Origin of the sequence: Mesorhizobium sp. C264A, from assembly GCF_040324515.1 — a bacterium.
Taxonomy (GTDB): domain Bacteria; phylum Pseudomonadota; class Alphaproteobacteria; order Rhizobiales; family Rhizobiaceae; genus Mesorhizobium.
The window spans coordinates 2,770,445-2,786,662 of record NZ_JAMYVY010000001.1; the positions used below are offsets into that span (position 1 = coordinate 2,770,445).

Sequence of the window (16,218 nt, forward strand, 5' to 3'; positions counted from 1 at the left end):
CGAGATGCAGCGGCAAATGAGTCTTCGCATCGTGCGATACGAGTGTCACGCCTCAAACGGAAGGCGTGACGGCGACGCTTATGCACTCGGCTCACAGCATCTTGCTGTCGAGCTGGCCGTTTTCCTTCATCAGGTCGAGATAGGTCTTGGCGCCGGAACTGCCGTGGCCTGCCGCCTTGAAGAACCATTTGGCGGCTTCCTTGTAGTTTGGTTTCCCATCGACGCCGCGGTAGTAGAGCGAGCCCAGACTGAACTCGGCATCGACGCTGCCGGCCTTTGCGGCTTCCAGCCACCAGGACTCGGCAGCCTTGTCGTCTCTGGCAATGCCCACGCCGTTGGCCGAGGCATACGCTAAGGCTAGCTGGGCATCGACATTTCCCTGCCGCGCCGCCTTGAGCCACCAGCCCGCCGCATCCGCACTGCTTTGCGCAACGCCAACACCCTCGGAATAGGCTGTGCCGAGCGCTTTCTGCGCGAATGCATTGCTCTGGTCGGCGGCTTTGCGCCAGAGCCTTGCCGCCTGAACGGGGTCCTTCGTTACTCCTAGACCATCCCAATACAGTCCACCGAGAGCGAACTGCGCAAGGTCATTGTCCTTGTCGGCAGCCTTGCTCAGCCACTCGAATGCCTGCCTTTCATCCTTCCCGACGCCCTCCCGATACACGACCCCGACATTATACTGCGCTACCACATGGCCTTGGACAGCAGCCTTCATCCACCATCGGAAGGCCAGATCATTGTCTTGCGCAACGCCGCGGCCCTGGCTGTAGAGGATACCAAGCATATATTGAGCGTCGGCGTTTCGCCCGTCGGACGCCTTTTGCGCCCAAGTCGCGGCCAACGCATCGTCCCGTCCCACGCCTTCGCCCAGCGAATACGCCCGGGCCAGATTGGCACCGGCTTCGGCATTCCCCGCTTCCGCGGCCTTGCGCCACCAATAGACCGCCTGCCCGGCGCTCTTCTCGACGCCTTGGCCCATCGAATAATATCCGCCCAGATTCGACTGGGCGAACACAAAGCCCTGATTGGCGGCTTTGCTCATCCACGCAAACGCCTGGCCGTCGTCCCTAGGGGTACCTTTTCCCTGGCCATAAGCGGCCGCCACCGCGTATTGCGCTTCTGTCAGACCGGTGGTTGCGGCCTTCATCCACCACCCGAACGCAAGGCGGTCATCCTGCTCAACGCCGTGGCCCCGCGAGTACAAAGTGCCCAGCAAAGCCTGGGCATTCGGCTCACCCAGATCGGCTGCCTTTTTCACCCACACTATGGCGGCCTGATCATCCTTCTTGACGCCTTGGTTAAGATAGTAGGCGCGTCCGAGACAGAAAGCGGCCTCCAGGCTTCCTTGGTCAGCCGCCTTGCGCCACCATGAGGCAGCCTGGTCGAAGCTTTGCGCAACACCCCGACCCTGCGCATACAGGACGCCGAGGGCGTACTGAGCGTTCGCATTGCCCTTGTCGGCTGACTGCCTGGAAAACTTCAACGCCAGTTGATCGTTTCTTTCGACCCCTTGGCCATTTAAATAGACTTGGCCGAGAGAATATTCAGCCTCCCCGCTCCCCTGATCGGCCGCCTTGCGCCACCAATAGAGCGCCTGCTCATAACTTTGCGCGACCCCTTGGCCCTGCCAGTACAACACGCCGAGCTGGTACTGCCCATTCATGTTGTCTTTATCGGCGGCCTTTCGTGAGAAACTCTCGGCAAGCCGACTGTCCTTTTCAACGCCCCTGCCCATAAGGTAGGCCTGACCCAGTGCTGCTATGGCTTCCGCATTGCCGCCATCGGCGGATTTCTTCCACCAATACACCGCCTGGCTGTCGTTCTGAGCCACGCCCTCCCCGCGCCAGTACAGCGCACCAAGCTGGCCTTTTGCGTCAACATTGCCAGCGTCCGCCATGATCTTCATTTGACGGAATACCTCGGCATAATCCTTTGCCTGGAGAGCCGCTGCACCCTTTTGTGCCGCTGACCACTGCACATAGTAATTTCGGCCAGGACCGAGCAGCACAAAAGCCGCCAGCAACACCAGAACGACGGTAAGGACCCCTCGGCGACGCGACGTGGGCGGGCTGTAGACAGGTGTATCCACTTTGGGCGCCCAGTCGTTGTTGCTCACCGTCCCCAATCCATTTGCAGCCACCAGTAATCCATAGCGCAAGCCAGGCTGTTCTGGAATATCCAAAGCATTTGATGTCGCTACTGCGGTGCGCCGGCGAACAGGATTTCGCCATCGCCGCCAGCCGCCGGCCAATCCCTGATGGTCCGATCGTCGCCGCCGGTGACCAGTGTGCCGTCGGTGGCGAAGGCAACGGCGTAGATCGGGCCGGTGCGGCTGTCGAACATGGCGATCTGGTCTCCAGTGCCGAGATCCCACAGCCGCGCCGTGCCGTCGAGCGAGCCGGAGGCCAGGCGCTTGCCGTCGGCCGACAGCGCCAGCGTATAGACGGTGCCTTCGTGGCCCTCGAAGCGGCGCAATTCCCTAAACGTGTCGAGGTCCCAGAGCTTGATCGTGTAGTCGCCGCTGCCGGTGACGACATGATGGCCGTCGGCGGTGAAGACGGCGCCGTAGGTGCCCTGCTCGTGGCCGTGCCAGCTTCGCAATTGCTTGCCGCTTTCGACGTCCCAGAATTTCAGCGTGCCGTCGATGGAGCCGCTCAGCGCGCGCGTGCCGTCGGGCGAGATTGCGACCGTGCTGATCGGCCAGTCATGTCCGGTCATCACATGCAGCACCGATTTGTTGACGAGATCCCAGACGATGACGTTGCCGGTGTCGTGGCCACTGACGGCGCGCTTGCCGTCCGGGCTGATCGCCAGCTTACGCACGCCGCCATTCGCGCCCGACGAGAAGACATGCAGCACCGCGCCGTCGGCAAGCTTTCGCAGCACGATCTCGCCATCGTCGCCGGCGGTCAGCGCGGTGGCGCCGTCGGGCATGAACAGCGCCGTGCGCGCCATGTCCTTGTGTTCACCAAGGTTGCGGATCAACCGCTTGCCGGCGATGTCCCAGAGCTTGATCATATGGTCGGTGCTGGCGCTCATGATGTCGCGGCCATCGGCCGAGACGGCGAGCCAGACGACGGCGTCGCGATGGCCGTCGGGCTCGGTCGGCAGCGCCGGCGGAGGCGGCGGCAACGGCGCGACGGTTTGCGGTGGCGGTGTCGCCGGAGCGAGTGCGACTTGTGGCGGCTGAGGGGGAGCAGCCGGAGGCGTAGGCTGCGCCGGCTCGGGCGGTTTGGCTGCCTGCACCGGCGGAGTTGGCTCGGGCGGCATGGTGACCTGCGGCGAACTCGGCGGGGCCGCCGGCGTCGCCAGGTCCGGCGGGACACCGTCGATGCCCTGGTCCTTCGGCTCGGCTTTGGGTTCGTTCGGGGCGGCCACCTCAGCGCCCGGGCCGGCGTCACGCGCCCAAGGGAAGTGGTCGGCCAGCAGCGCCAACACGGCGAGCACCGGCAACATGAGGAAGGCGCGCCGCAGACCGGGGCGGCCCTTTGGGTCGATCTCGGCGTCGCGGCCAAAAAGCGGCGTTCCAGCAGGCTGGCTTCGCCGACCCGGCAGCAGTCCGGCCCAGAACAACAGGGCGCCAAGCAGGCAAAGCCCGCCGACGGTCAGGAACACCACCGGTCGCAGCGTGGCTGGGCCGTGCAGCATGTGATCGATCCCGCTCCAGCTGAAATCTCTGTCGCCGAGCAGCAGATACGCCCGCACCAGACAAGCCAAAGCGGCCGCCAGCAGCGGAAGCGCAAACAGCCTTTCGGCCAACCTGTCCATCGGACTCCCCCTCCGGTGCCGCACCTTGCTCATCATGCGGCCGCCGCAGCGAAACAAATAGCGCAAAACTGCGCCCACGAAAGTGGGCGCGATCACGCAGCCAAATTCACTTCAATTCGACCCATACCGGCGCGTGGTCGCTGGCGCCGTCCTCACCTCTGACATCGCGGTCGATGCCGGCAGCGGTGAGGCGGCGCGCCAGTTTCTTCGACAGCAAGATGTGGTCGAGCCGCAGCCCGGCATCGCGCGGCCAGCGGTTGCGGCGATAATCCCAGAATGTGTAGAGCGTTTCCTTCGGATGCTTCTTGCGGAGCGCATCGGTCCAGCCCTGCTCGAGCAGACGCTGGAACGACGCCCGGCTTTCCGGCTGCACCAGCGCGTTGTCGTCATAGGAGCGGGTGGCGTAGATGTCGCGCGGCTCGGGCACGATGTTGTAGTCGCCGACCAGCGCCACCGGCAGGCCGGTGTCGAACAGTTCTGCGGCATGCGCCTCCAGCCGCGCGTGCCACGCCAGCTTGTACTGGAATTTCGGCCCCGGCTGCGGGTTGCCGTTGGGCGCGTAGAGACAAGCGATGACGATGCCGTTCACGGCCGCCTCGATGTAGCGGCTCTGCTTGTCGGCGGTATCGCCGGGCAGGACGTCACGGGTCAGCACCGGCTTGGACCCGCGCGCGAGTATGGCGACGCCATTCCAGGTCGGTTCGCCCTTCCACACCGCGCCGTAGCCGGCCGCCGCAAGCGCCGTGCGCGGAAACTGCGTGTCGCGGGCCTTCAGCTCCTGCAGGCAGACGACATCGGGCTTGGCTGCCGCCAGCCACGCCAGCAGGTTTTGCAGCCGGCTGTTGATGTTGTTGATATTGAAGGTGGCGATTTGCATTTGGCGATCAGGAAACGATCCGCCCTGTCCACGCCTTCACCGTCCCGGCCAGCGTCTTCAAATGATCGGCGGTCGAAAAACCCGACACGCTCTTGCGCGGCTTGAGGTCGTGGTCGCCATCCTCCAGCCAGATCACCTCGATGGCTTTGGAAAGGCCGTAGGTCGCGACCTCTTCTTTCGTGCCGAACTCGTCGCGGGTGCCCTGGAAGATCAGCGTCGGCGTCTTGAGGTCGGCGAGATGTTTTGTCCTGAGCTGCTCTGGCTTGGCCGGCGGATGAAAGGGATAGCCGAGGCAGACGAGGCCCGAAATCTCGCCCTTGGCGAACATCTCGTCGGCAACCATCGAGGCGACGCGCCCGCCCATCGACTTGCCGCCGATGATGAGCGGACCAGCGACGCCCATGGCTCTCAGATCGGCGATGGCCTTTATGTATTCCGGGTTGACCGTCTCGGCGCGCGGCGGCGGCTTGCGCTGGCCATAGCGGCGGGCCGCCATATAGTGGAATTCAAAGCGCGCGACCTGGAAGCCGGCGGTGGCGAGCGCCTTGGCGGTGGCGGTCATCGAAGGCGAATCCATCGATGCGCCGGCGCCGTGCGCCAGCAGGATGGTGACGGGAGCGGTGTAATTGCCGTCGAAGAGGAAGGTGGTCATGGGGTGCGCTGCCGGTAAAGGCCGAGTTCCTTCGCGCCCCCCTCTGTCCTGCCGGACATCTCCCCCTCAAGGGGGGAGATTGGCAGTTTCAGCGCCTCACGGACCTCGCGACGATAGTGATTGGCGAAAGCGATGGCGACATCCAATCTCCCCCCTTGAGGGGGAGATGGCCGGCAGGCCAGAGGGGGGTGCTCAAGCGCTGCCATTGCGCCCTACCCCGCCGTCCGCGTCATCTGCAAATCGACGAACTGTATCCCCCGGGCCGCCATGCGAGCCCATTCGCTGTCAGCATCGTGTTCGAGATAGCGCACCCAGTGGCGGCGGGCTTCGGTCAGATTGCCGGCGTCGAACTCCAGCCGGGCAAGGTTGAACACCGGATCGGCGTAGCTCTTGTCGAGCGCGATTGCCTTGACCAGATGCCGGCGCGCCGAGGCGATCTTGCCTTCGTCGCTCATCAGCCCGGCGAGGTTGAACCAGGCCTCGACGAACGCCGGATCGAGCTTGATCGCTCTTGCATAGTCATGCGCCGCGTCGGCCACGCGACCGGCGCCACGCAAGCAATTGGCGCGGTTGAACGCGGCGATGGCGTCGCTCGGATCGATGCTGAGGCAGCGTTGGTAGAGCGCCGCGGCATCGTCGTGCCGGCCCTCCTCTTCCGCGCTTTCAGCCTCGGCGAACAATTCTTCCAGCGTGTCGTCGCCGGCTGCGCTTGCGCTGCCGAGATCGAACAGCAGCTGGCCGTCGAGTTCGCTCTGGCCATCCTCGAGATAGATCTGATCGGGCCGGCCATGCTGCGAGCCGACATTGAGCGATTTGGCGGTGAGCGAAGCGACCGGACCGGAGCGATGCACGGAGCGCGCGATCGCGCCCCAGGATGCACCGCCGGCAACCAGCCCGGCATATTTGCGGGCAAGGATCAGATCGCGGAACGAGTAGGGTTCACAATCGTGCTCGAAGGCGTCGAACAGGCTGAGCAGGTCGAGGTCGGCACCGGACAGTCTGGACTGGTCGACGAGAGACTGCCTGGACAGCGAAGACGCCTCCGGCGCCTTCATCAGACCAAGCAGGCGCAGGAAGCCATTTTCGCTAAGGAGCGTTCGGCCGGCGGCACGCTCGGCGGCAACACGGCGTTCAATCTCGGCATCGCCGCCCTTCGCCGTGCCGGCCTTGGCGATCAGCGTTCGGCCGAACACAACATGGCTGGTGCGCCTGGTGACGCCGCGCCGCAACTGGCCGTGCTGACGCTCCACCTCACGGGCCGCGAGCCGCAGCGGAAATGCCGCCAGCGCGCCGATGGCGCCGAAGACGGCGCCCGGGATTATACCGGTCGGCGCCGTCACCCCTTGCTCTTGCCGACGGCCTTGAGCAGATTGGCCTTCAACGGGTTTTCCTTGGCCGCACCCGCCTTAGCCTTGGCGGCAGGTTTTTCAGCGTCGTCGGCCTTGCTCTTCGACTTGGCCGGCGGCTTGGCTGATTGCGACAGGCTCGCCTTCAACGCGTCCATGAGGTTGATGACATTGCCACGCTCGGGCGCCGCCGCAATGATCGGCTTATGGCCCTTCAGTTTCTCGCGGATCATCGTCATCAGCGCGATCTCGTAGCGGTCCTCATAGTTCTTCGGATCGAAGGTGGTTTCCTTCTGCTTGATCAGCGCTTCGGCCAATTGCAGCATTTCGGGATCCGGCTTGCCAGCCGGGATGTTGCCGAAATATTCAGCCGTGCCGCGCACTTCGTTCGGGTTCCTCAACGTACACACGAACATGCCGTTCTCGCGCGCGCCGATCGTCACCACGCGCTCGCGGCTGGACAGGACAAGGCGGGCAATGGCCAGCTTGCCGGATTTGCGCATTGCCTCGCGCAGCACGGCGAAGGTTTCCTCCGCCATGGCGCCATCCGGCGCCATGTAGTACGGCGCATCCTGATAAATGACGTCGACCTCGTCTTCGTCGACGAAGGCCTCGATGTTCATCGTGTGATTGGATTCGATGCGCACTGCTTCGAGGTCGGCCTCATCGATGATGATGTACTGCTTGTCCTCGTATTCGTAACCCTTGACCAGGTCCGCGCGCTCGACGAGGCCGAGTTCAGGGTCGACCGGCTTCATGTTGATGCGGTTGTGGGTCTTCTTGTGCAATTGGTTGAACGATATGCGCTCGCTGGTCGTCGTTGCCGGATAGAGCCGGACCGGACAGCTGACGAGGCTGAGCTTGAGGTAACCTTTCCAACTTGCCCTGGGCGCCATGATACTCTCCTACGCGGCCATGCACTGACATTTCAGACTGAGCATGATCTTAACCGAAAACCGGTTCCCACTTTTCGGGATCATGCTTACTGCAGCGCTTCGTCCAAAGGACGAATGGTGCTGCGGAAATCCTACACCGACCGGGCACGATACAGGCAAATCCCTAGCGAAATCTTCCAGTCGCCCTGAAGGTCCAAGGCCGAGAATAATTCAAATTGTCCGAAGCGTCGATGGACTTGGGTTCCTCGCCCCCATGAAATGGGGAGAAAAACCTTATTTGAAGGCCGGCAAATCCCTCGCGAAATCCTCCATGTCCGCCCAGGGGTCGCCCGAGGTCGCCAACAACCCCGGCAGCGAGGAATAGTTCAGATCCTGCGGCGCATCGATCGTCTCAAGGTCGCTCCAGCTCACCGGCGTCGACGCCGGCAGGTTGGTGCGGGCGCGCAGCGAATAAGGCGCCGCGGAGGTGTGGCCGCGCGCGTTGCGGTGATAGTCGATGAAGATGCGGCGCTTGCGGTTTTCCTTGCCCATTGTGGTGGTGAAAGTGTCGGGCGCGGTGGCCGCCAGGTGCGTGGAGATGGCGCTGGTCGCCTGGTGCAGCTTCTTCCAGTTCTGCTTTTGCGTCACCGGCACGGTTATGTGGATGCCGCTGCCGCCGGATGTCTTGGCGAACGGCACCAGGCCGAACCGCTCCAATTCGCCCTTGATGTGGACGGCGGCCTCGACCACCTCGCGCCAGGCGATGCCCTCACCCGGATCGAGATCGAAAACGATCTGGTCGGGCTTGTCGAGGCTCAAGCGATGCGTGCCCCAGGTGTGGAACTCGACGACGCCGAACTGCGCCAGCGCCAGATAGCCTTTTGCTCCCTCGACCGACAGACAGGATTTGGTTTCACCTTCGGAGTTGGTGGCGTCAAAAGTGACCACCGACGGCGGCATGCCGGTGAAGGCGTGGCGCTGGAAGAAACAGTCCTTCGGCAGGCCCGTCGGGCAGCGCACCAGCGACACCGGGCGGCCCATAATGTGCGGCAGCATGAAATCGCCGACCAGCGCGTAATAGACGGCGATGTCGAGTTTGGTCGGTCCGGTCTTGCCGAACAGCCGCCGCTCCGGATTGGTCACCCAGATGGTTGCGAGATCGGCTTCGGCGATCAGCCGCTTGCGCTTCGGCGACACCGGCGTCGACAGGCCGACATCGCGCAAGCCCCGAAACACACCGTGGCGCAGCGAATTGTCCGCCGTGCGGTTGGCGTAGTGGATGCGGGCCGACAGCATCGGCCGCACCCATTTCATCTCGCGCATGATCTCGCGCGGCACACCCTCGGGTGCTGTCGCGCCGTCGCGCAGCGGCTGCAGCCGGGCCAGCAAGTCGCCCGCCGTCGCGGCATCGAAGCCGGTGCCAACCTTGCCGCGATAGTGCAGTTCACCATCCGCGAATTCAGCCATGCCGATTGCCGCCAGTCCTTCGGCCGCGTCGGAAACGGTGTAGCCGGCGATGATGAAATCGCCGGTCTCCAGCGCCTTGACCTTGGTCCAGGTCTTGGTGCGGCCGCTCTGGTAGATGGCGTTGGCGCGCTTGGAGACGACGCCTTCCAGCCCAAGGATCGAGGCCTGATCGTAAAGCCCCTGCCCGTCGCCTTCGACATGGTCGCTCAGCTGGATGGCGGAGTTGGCGCCCTGCCCGGCTAGCAGTTCGGCGAGCAAGGCCTTGCGTCTTGCGAGCGGCGCCTTGCGGAGGTCCCAGCCGTCGAGATGCAGCAGGTCGAAGGCATAGAAATGGAGCTTGCTGCCCGCACCCGCCGACAGCGCATCCTGCAGCAGCGCGAAACGCGAGATGCCCTTCTCGTCCAGCACCATGATCTCGCCGTCGATGATCGCCTGGCTGAGCGGTAGCCGGGAAAAGGCTTGCGGCAGGTCGCCGTAACGCTTCGTCCAGTCGATGCCGCCGCGGGTGATCAACCTGACCTCGCCATCTCCGACATGCGCCATGGTACGATAGCCGTCGAATTTTATTTCATGCAGCCAGAGTTCACCTGTGTCTTCCACCGGCCCGCCCGGCGGTTTCGGCACCTGCGTGGCGAGCTGCGGCTCGATGCGCGACGGCGGATCGCCCCTGACCGCACCGGACAACGCGCCGGGTTTCAGCGCGCCGGGCTTGGGCGGCAGGCGGGCCGGCTTCCTCGGCGGCGCCACCAGCTCCTCGATCCGCTTGCCGGACTTCACGCTTTCCGGCCGCGCTTCCAGGATGTCGAGGCCGGTATCGGCGGCGAGATCGCGCTCCTTGAACAGCAGCCAGTTTTTCTTCTCGCTGTCTTCGCCGGGCTTGGGCTTCAGACGGGTCAGCATCCAGCCGCCATTCAACTTGTCGCCGGCCAGCCGGAACTTGAAGGCGCCGGTGCGCAGGCTCTTGTCGACATCGTCCATCGGTGCCCAGGTGCCGGTGTCCCAGACGATCATCGGCCCGCCGCCATATTCGCCTTCGGGAATGACGCCCTCGAAGTCGATATATTCGAGCGGATGGTCCTCGGTCTCGACTGCAAGCCGCTTGTCGGCCGGGTTGAGCGAGGGCCCGCGCGGCACCGCCCAGCTTTTCAGCACGCCGCCGACCTGCAGGCGCAAATCGTAATGGTCGGCGGTGGCGTGATGCTTGTGGACGACGAAGCGGTTGCCGTCGCCTGAAATGAGCCCGCCCGCCGGTTCCGGCGTCTTCGTAAATTCGCGCTTGGCGCGGTAGGCCTTGAGTTTTGGCGGGGTTGGCATGGGTCAGGCGGGAGCGGCGGCGGCGGACGAACCTTCCCTGCGCCGCGTTCCTGCACAGTGCTGTCCCGCCAACATTTCAGATTTCCCAGCGTGGTGCGAAGAATGTGGAGATCACGCTCAATCGTCTGAGGCGGGCGTCAGGTCTAGCTCGGCCGGGGACAGCCCTTGTTGGAGCTGGCTCAGCCGGAACTCGTCGACCCAGTAGGCCTCGCCGTCGACCAGCACGCGGGCCGAGTAGACGCCGCCGGAAAAGCTTTGCGCGGTGACGTAGACCTTGTGGCGGTCGAGCGCCTTGCGCACCGCGGCGCGCTTGGAATTCTGGCTGGTGACGGAACTGGCCATGGCTCACTCATACACAAGACCGCAAGACATGGCGGCGGCATAAGGATGCTGGAGATCGGCCGCTCTGTCAATTTTGACCGCCTGCTTCTGGCAGCGCTACGATCCGACGGCAGCAAAAAACCGCTGCGCCTCGGCAGCGGACTTTGCAATGGCGACGACAATATTCGGTTAGTGGTCCGAAGGAATTATGAGCGCGGTGACGCGAGAGCTGCTGACGCCGGTTCAGCGTCGGCTTCTCGTAGATCTTCTTCATTGGTATCCCATGGCCCCCAATGGCCGCCGGCAAAGGCGCTTGCGGCTGGGTTTTGTCAAGGGAAGCGCTGTTCTTCCGCCGAACAGCTATGGAAACTGGAGGAGCGGCCGCTATAGTTTTCCTCAGCCCCAAGGAGAACGGCAATGACCCTCAGCACCCGCAAACTCGGCAGCCAGGGGCTGCAGGTCTCGGTGATCGGCCTCGGCTGCATGGGTATGAGCCAGTCCTACGGCCCTGCCGACGAGGCGGAATCGATCGCTACCCTGCACCGAGCCATCGAACTCGGCTGTACCTTCCTCGACACGGCGGAAGTCTACGGCGCCTATGCCAATGAAGAACTGCTCGGGCGGGCGCTGAAGGGCCGGCGCGATGAGGTGACCCTTGCCACCAAATTCGGCTTCCGCATCGAAAACGGCAGACAGGTCGGCACGGAGCGTGACAGCCGGCCCGACCATATCCGCGAGGCGCTGGAGGGCTCGCTGAAGCGGATCGGCACCGACCATGTCGACCTTTATTACCAGCATCGCGTCGATCCGGCGGTGCCGATGGAAGATGTCGCCGGCACGGTCGGCCGGCTGGTTGCCGAGGGCAAGGTGCGCTTCTTCGGCCTCTCGGAAGCGGGCGCGGCGAATATCGGCCGTGCTCATGCCGTGCACCCTGTGTCGGCCCTGCAGAGCGAGTATTCGCTTTGGGAGCGCAATCTGGAGCCGGAGATCATCCCGCTGCTCAAAAAGCTCGGCATCGGCATGGTGCCGTTCGCGCCGCTCGGCCGCGGTTTCCTCGCCGGCGACGTCAAGCGCGCCGAGGATTATCCGGAAGGCGATTTCCGCCGCGGCGACCCCCGCTACCAGGGCGCCAACTACGACGCCAATGTCGCGGCTGCGGCTGCGGTGCAGGAGGTGGCCGCGGCCAAAGGGGCAAAGCCCGCACAGATCGCGCTGGCCTGGGTGCTCGGCAAGGGCGACGGTTTCGGCATTGACATCGTGCCGATCCCGGGGACAAAGCGGCGCAAGTATCTCGAAGAAAATGTTGCTGCGGCCGCGATCCAGCTCGACCCGGCCGAGACTGCTGCGCTCGACGCAGCCCTTGCGCCGGGCGGTCTCAGGGCCGCTCTACAATGAGCGGGTGATGACGACCATCGACAGGTAGAGGCGTCTAAGCTGCCAATCTCCCCCCTCGTGGGGGAGATGCCTGGCAAGGCAGAGGGGGGCGCGAAGGATCGCCCGCATCAAGTATTCTGCGTAGAGGTTAGCTCAAAGATGTAAGTGAAATTGGCCAATGTCGGCGGGACAGCGCCCCCCTCTGTCCTGCCGGACATCTCCCCCACAAGGGGGGAGATTAGCAGTTTCAGCCCCTCGCCTCACCTTGCGTAATCGATTTTCCTTGGCTAGCATCCTCGGGTCGGCGCCGTGCGGAGGAGAACGTTGCGGCGGACCGGCTGGAGCGCCTCGCGTCCCCTCGGGGCGTTCACAGGACACTCCATTTTTGAATTGACGCAAGGACCGTCCCGAGCCGCTCCCGGTTTCGGGCTCCTGCGTTCATGTGGAGGATATCTGATGAACAGACGCGAATTCCTGTTGTCGACCGTGGCGACCGGCGCCATGGCGCTGGCCGCGCCCATGGCCTTTGCCGCCGACAAACTGACCATATTGGGCTCGGTGCCCAATCTCGGCTTCCCGTTCTTTGTGCACATGCTGAACGAGATCAAGGCGGAGGCGCAGGCGCAAGGCGTCAACCTGGCCGAGAGCGACGGCCAGAACTCGGCGCCGAAGCAGACCGCCGACATCGAGGCCGCACTCGTGCAGAAGGTCAACGCCATCGTGATTTCGCCGCTTGACGTCAACGCGCTGGCGCCGGCGATCGAGGAAGCGGTCAAGGCCGGGGTTCCCGTGGTCACCATCGACCGCCGCGTCGACGGCGTCGAGGGCATTCTGGCCCATGTCGGCGCCGACAATGTCAAGGGCGGCGAGGCCGAGGCGCAGGCCATGGTGGCGGCGTTCCCCAACGGCGCCAAGCTGTTCCATTTGCAGGGCCAGCCGGGTGCCGGACCCGCGATCGACCGCAACAAAGGCGTCCACAATGTGCTCGATCCGCTCAAGGACAAATACCAGATCATCTTCGAGCAGACCGCTAATTTCGCCCGCGCCGAAGCGCTGTCGGTGACCGAGGCCGGGCTTGCCGCCAACGGCAAGCCGGACGCCATCATCTGCGCCAATGACGACATGGCGCTCGGCGCGCTCGAAGCCTGTGCCGCCCGCAACTTCACCGACGTCAAGATCTACGGCTTCGACGCACTGCCGGAAGCGCTGGTCGCCGTGCGCGACGGCAAGCTCGCCGGCACGGTCGAACAGTTCCCCGGCGAACAGTCGCGCACGGCGGTGCAGATCGCGGTCGCCTTCGCCAGGGACAAGACCGAGCCGAAGGAGAAGCTGGTGCTGTTGACGCCGATCGTCATCGGCAAGGACAATCTCGACAAGGCGGAGAGGTTGAACGAGACGAAGTGAGAGTAAGGCCCATGACGGGTGGAGGTCGCGCTCTGTCGCGCCCCCCTCGGTCCTGCCGGACATCTCCCCCACTTGGGGGGAGATTGGCCGTCACGTCTGCTTTCGCCAATCGCCAACGTTGTAGAAAAAGTGCTGCCGGCAAAACTGCTGATCTCCCCCCGTGCGGGGGAGATGTCCGGCAGGACAGAGGGGGGCGCTGTCCCGCTGCCTATCGCAATCCGGGAGCAATGCTTGTCCGCCGTTGAACCCACCGCATCATCGCCCCCGCTCCTTTCCGTCGAAGGCGTGACCAAGCATTTTTCCGGCGTCACCGCGCTCAGCGACGTTTCGCTCGAGGTGCGGCCCAGTGAGATCCTTGGCCTGCTCGGCGAGAACGGCGCCGGCAAGTCGACGCTGTTGAAAATCCTGTCCGGCGTGATGCCGCCGTCGAGCGGCCGCATCGTCTTCGACGGCGCCGACTACGCGCCGTCCAGTCCGCAGGATGCCAAGCGGCATGGGATCGTCACCATCTATCAGGAACTGAGCCTGATCCCGACGCTGACGGTTGCGGAAAACATTTTCATCGGCCGCGCGCCGCTCGGTCCGCTCGGGCTGGTCAGCTGGCGCAGGATGGAGGACGCCTCGCGCGCGATCATCGCCCGCGTCGGTCTCGACATCGATCCGGCAACGCCGGTGTCCTCGCTGTCGGTGGCCGAACAGCAGCTGGTCGAAATCGCCCGCGCTCTGTCGCTGGAAAGCCGCCTGATCATCATGGACGAGCCTACCTCGGCGCTGACCGAGACCGAAGTGCAGAAACTGATGTCGATCATGGACAGGCTACGCAAGGACGGTGTCGCCATCATGTTCGTCACCCACCGGCTGGAAGAAGCGTCCGCCATTTGCGACCGCATGACCGTGCTGCGGGACGGCAGGCTGGCCGGTCATCTCGACCGCGACGGCCGGCCGATCCAGATTCCGAAGATCATCGAGAAGATGGTCGGCCGCGCCGCCTCCGAACTCTACGCGCGGCCGACGCAGCGCGACGTCGCCGGCGAGGTCCGGCTCTCGGTGCGAGGCTTGCGAACGGTGCGCGATCCGCTGGCGCCGCACGCCATCGTGCTCGAAGGTGTCAACCTCGATCTGAAGGCCGGCGAAATCCTCGGCGTCGCCGGCCTCGTCGGCTCCGGCCGCACCGAGCTTGCCCGCGCCATTTTCGGCGCCGACCGGATCGCCGCCGGCACGATTTCACTCGACGGCAAGCCGATCGCCCCGGCCTCCCCCGCCGACGCCATCAAACTCGGCATCGGGCTGGTGCCGGAAGACCGCAAGCACCAGGCGATTTTTGCAGCACTTGGTATTCTCAACAATTTCTCCATCGCCTCGCTCGGCCGCTACAGCAATGGCGCCGGCTTCATGGCCGAACGGCGCGAGCGCGAGGCGCTGGCCGGCTATCGCAAGGCACTGTCGATCCGCATGGCTTCGCCCGAGCAGGCGATCGAGGGGCTGTCCGGCGGCAACCAGCAAAAGGTGATCCTGGCCCGCTGGCTGGCGCGCGACCCGAAAGTACTGATCGTCGACGAGCCGACGCGCGGCGTCGATGTCGGCGCCAAGGCCGAAGTGCACCAGATCCTGGTGCAGCTTGCCGCACGCGGCATCGCCATCATGATGATCTCGTCGGAGCTGCCGGAGGTGCTGGCAGTGTCGGATCGCATCGTTACGATGCGGCGCGGCCGTATCACTGGCGAAATGCCGGGCATCGAAGCGACCGAGGAAAAACTGATGGAACTGATGGCGCTCGACCGCAAGCAGGACGCAACGCAATGACCAGCACCACCGAACAGACCCAGCGCAGCGGCATCAACATCGCGCGGCTTCTGATGAGTTTTGGGCCGCTGATGTTCCTGGCGGTGTTGATCGTCATCTTCACCGTGCTGAAGCCGAGCTTCATCGATCCAATCAACCTGTTCAACATTTTGAGGCAGATCTCGATCACCGGGCTGATCGCGCTCGGCATGACTTTCGTCATCCTCACTGCCGGCATCGACCTGTCGGTCGGCTCACTGCTCGCCTTCTGCGGCATGGTGGCGGCGGTGGTGGCCAAGGGCGGCACCGCCAACACGCTGTCGCTGTCGACCACGGGCACGCAAGGCTATGGCTGGTTCGCCGCCTTGCTTGCCGCCGTCATCGTCGGGGCGCTGGCCGGCGGCGTCCAGGGCTTTGCCATCACCAGGCTGAAAGTGCCGCCCTTCGTCGTCACGCTGGGTGGTCTCACCGTGTTTCGCGGCCTGACGCTGACCATCTCCAATGGTGGACCGATCTCCGGTTTCGACGCCTCGATGCGCTGGTTCGGCACCGGGCTCATCGGACCGGTGCCGGTGCCGGCGATCATCTTCGCGGTGGCGGCCATCCTGTGCCACATCGTGCTGCGCTATACGCGCTATGGCCGCGCCGTCTATGCCGTCGGCGGCAATGCCGAGGCCGCGCGCCTTTCGGGCCTGCGCGTCGACCGCATTCTGATCTCGGTCTATGTCATCGTCGGCTTCTTCGCCGGGCTGGCCGCCTTCGTTTTGTCAGCACGGCTCAACTCCTCCGAAGCCGTGGCCGGCATCGGCTACGAGCTTACGGTGATTTCGGCCGTGGTCATCGGCGGCACCTCGCTATTCGGCGGCATCGGCTCAGTCGGCGGCACGGTGGTGGGCGCAGCACTGATCGGCGTGCTGCAGAACGGGCTGCAGTTCAACAATGTCTCGTCCTACACACAAAGCATCGTCATCGGCCTGATCCTGATCCTCGCCGTGGCCTTCGATCGTTGGCTGAAGTCGCGGGTGAGGCGGTGAGGAT

Annotated in this window: 11 protein-coding genes and 1 pseudogene; 4 read left to right on the forward strand and 8 right to left on the reverse strand. The window is 64.3% G+C overall.

Annotated elements, in window-relative coordinates; all coding sequences use genetic code 11:
- Positions 1 to 91: 91 nt before the first annotated feature.
- The 8 genes from NKL04_RS13660 to NKL04_RS13695 form a co-directional block, all read right to left on the reverse strand.
- Positions 92 to 2,116 carry an SEL1-like repeat protein gene (locus NKL04_RS13660; protein WP_156951441.1) on the reverse strand — a complete coding sequence of 675 codons (2,025 nt, stop codon included), beginning with the start codon at positions 2,114 to 2,116 and terminating at the stop codon, positions 92 to 94.
- 80 nt (positions 2,117 to 2,196) lie between these two features.
- Positions 2,197 to 3,768, reverse strand: coding sequence for a WD40 repeat domain-containing protein (locus NKL04_RS13665; RefSeq protein WP_352723776.1), 1,572 nt, complete (start codon positions 3,766 to 3,768; stop codon positions 2,197 to 2,199).
- Between the two features lie 106 nt (positions 3,769 to 3,874).
- Positions 3,875 to 4,645: an exodeoxyribonuclease III gene (locus NKL04_RS13670; protein WP_023703074.1), complete on the reverse strand. Its 771-nt coding sequence runs from the start codon at positions 4,643 to 4,645 to the stop codon at positions 3,875 to 3,877.
- A 7-nt stretch (positions 4,646 to 4,652) separates the two neighbouring features.
- Positions 4,653 to 5,297, reverse strand: coding sequence for an alpha/beta hydrolase family protein (locus tag NKL04_RS13675; protein WP_023703075.1), 645 nt, complete (start codon positions 5,295 to 5,297; stop codon positions 4,653 to 4,655).
- Between the two features lie 212 nt (positions 5,298 to 5,509).
- A complete protein-coding gene (locus NKL04_RS13680; RefSeq protein WP_352723778.1) occupies positions 5,510 to 6,637 on the reverse strand; it encodes a tetratricopeptide repeat protein in 1,128 nt (375 codons plus the stop codon).
- Positions 6,634 to 7,539: a non-homologous end joining protein Ku gene (ku, locus tag NKL04_RS13685; RefSeq protein ID WP_023712534.1), complete on the reverse strand. Its 906-nt coding sequence runs from the start codon at positions 7,537 to 7,539 to the stop codon at positions 6,634 to 6,636. The genes NKL04_RS13680 and ku overlap by 4 nt, the downstream gene beginning before the upstream one ends.
- A 273-nt stretch (positions 7,540 to 7,812) precedes the next feature.
- Positions 7,813 to 10,299, reverse strand: coding sequence for a DNA ligase D (gene ligD, locus NKL04_RS13690; RefSeq protein WP_023703080.1), 2,487 nt, complete (start codon positions 10,297 to 10,299; stop codon positions 7,813 to 7,815).
- 117 nt (positions 10,300 to 10,416) lie between these two features.
- Entirely contained in the window at positions 10,417 to 10,641 is a 225-nt protein-coding gene (locus NKL04_RS13695; protein ID WP_023673483.1) for a hypothetical protein, read from the reverse strand.
- A gap of 396 nt (positions 10,642 to 11,037) precedes the next feature.
- Here NKL04_RS13695 and NKL04_RS13700 point away from each other — a divergent pair.
- The 4 genes and pseudogenes from NKL04_RS13700 (at position 11,038) to NKL04_RS13715 (ending at position 16,214) form a co-directional block, all read left to right on the forward strand.
- A pseudogene (locus NKL04_RS13700) lies at positions 11,038 to 12,043 on the forward strand (aldo/keto reductase).
- A 407-nt stretch (positions 12,044 to 12,450) separates the two neighbouring features.
- The gene (locus NKL04_RS13705) at positions 12,451 to 13,398 is read left to right on the forward strand and encodes a substrate-binding domain-containing protein (protein WP_023703082.1); all 948 of its coding nucleotides are present in this window, start codon (positions 12,451 to 12,453) and stop codon (positions 13,396 to 13,398) included.
- Positions 13,399 to 13,569: 171 nt separating this feature from the next.
- Positions 13,570 to 15,201 (forward strand): sugar ABC transporter ATP-binding protein, encoded by a 1,632-nt coding sequence (locus tag NKL04_RS13710; RefSeq protein WP_502899144.1) that lies wholly within the window; start codon positions 13,570 to 13,572, stop codon positions 15,199 to 15,201.
- Positions 15,198 to 16,214, forward strand: a complete 1,017-nt coding sequence (locus tag NKL04_RS13715; RefSeq protein ID WP_023673479.1) for an ABC transporter permease — start codon at positions 15,198 to 15,200, stop codon at positions 16,212 to 16,214. Before NKL04_RS13710 ends, NKL04_RS13715 begins: the two co-directional genes overlap by 4 nt.
- Positions 16,215 to 16,218: the final 4 nt, after the last annotated feature.

Excerpts from the sequence above, each read along its gene's own strand:
- NKL04_RS13665 (WP_352723776.1), bottom strand. The coding sequence starts at position 3,768 with ATGGACAGGTTGGCCGAAAGGCTGTTTGCGCTTCCGCTGCTGGCGGCC.
- NKL04_RS13670 (WP_023703074.1), bottom strand. The coding sequence starts at position 4,645 with ATGCAAATCGCCACCTTCAATATCAACAACATCAACAGCCGGCTGCAA.
- NKL04_RS13675 (WP_023703075.1), bottom strand. The coding sequence starts at position 5,297 with ATGACCACCTTCCTCTTCGACGGCAATTACACCGCTCCCGTCACCATC.
- ku (WP_023712534.1), bottom strand. The coding sequence starts at position 7,539 with ATGGCGCCCAGGGCAAGTTGGAAAGGTTACCTCAAGCTCAGCCTCGTC.
- ligD (WP_023703080.1), bottom strand. The coding sequence starts at position 10,299 with ATGCCAACCCCGCCAAAACTCAAGGCCTACCGCGCCAAGCGCGAATTT.
- NKL04_RS13695 (WP_023673483.1), bottom strand. The coding sequence starts at position 10,641 with ATGGCCAGTTCCGTCACCAGCCAGAATTCCAAGCGCGCCGCGGTGCGC.
- NKL04_RS13705 (WP_023703082.1), top strand. The coding sequence starts at position 12,451 with ATGAACAGACGCGAATTCCTGTTGTCGACCGTGGCGACCGGCGCCATG.
- NKL04_RS13710 (WP_502899144.1), top strand. The coding sequence starts at position 13,570 with ATGTCCGGCAGGACAGAGGGGGGCGCTGTCCCGCTGCCTATCGCAATC.
- NKL04_RS13715 (WP_023673479.1), top strand. The coding sequence starts at position 15,198 with ATGACCAGCACCACCGAACAGACCCAGCGCAGCGGCATCAACATCGCG.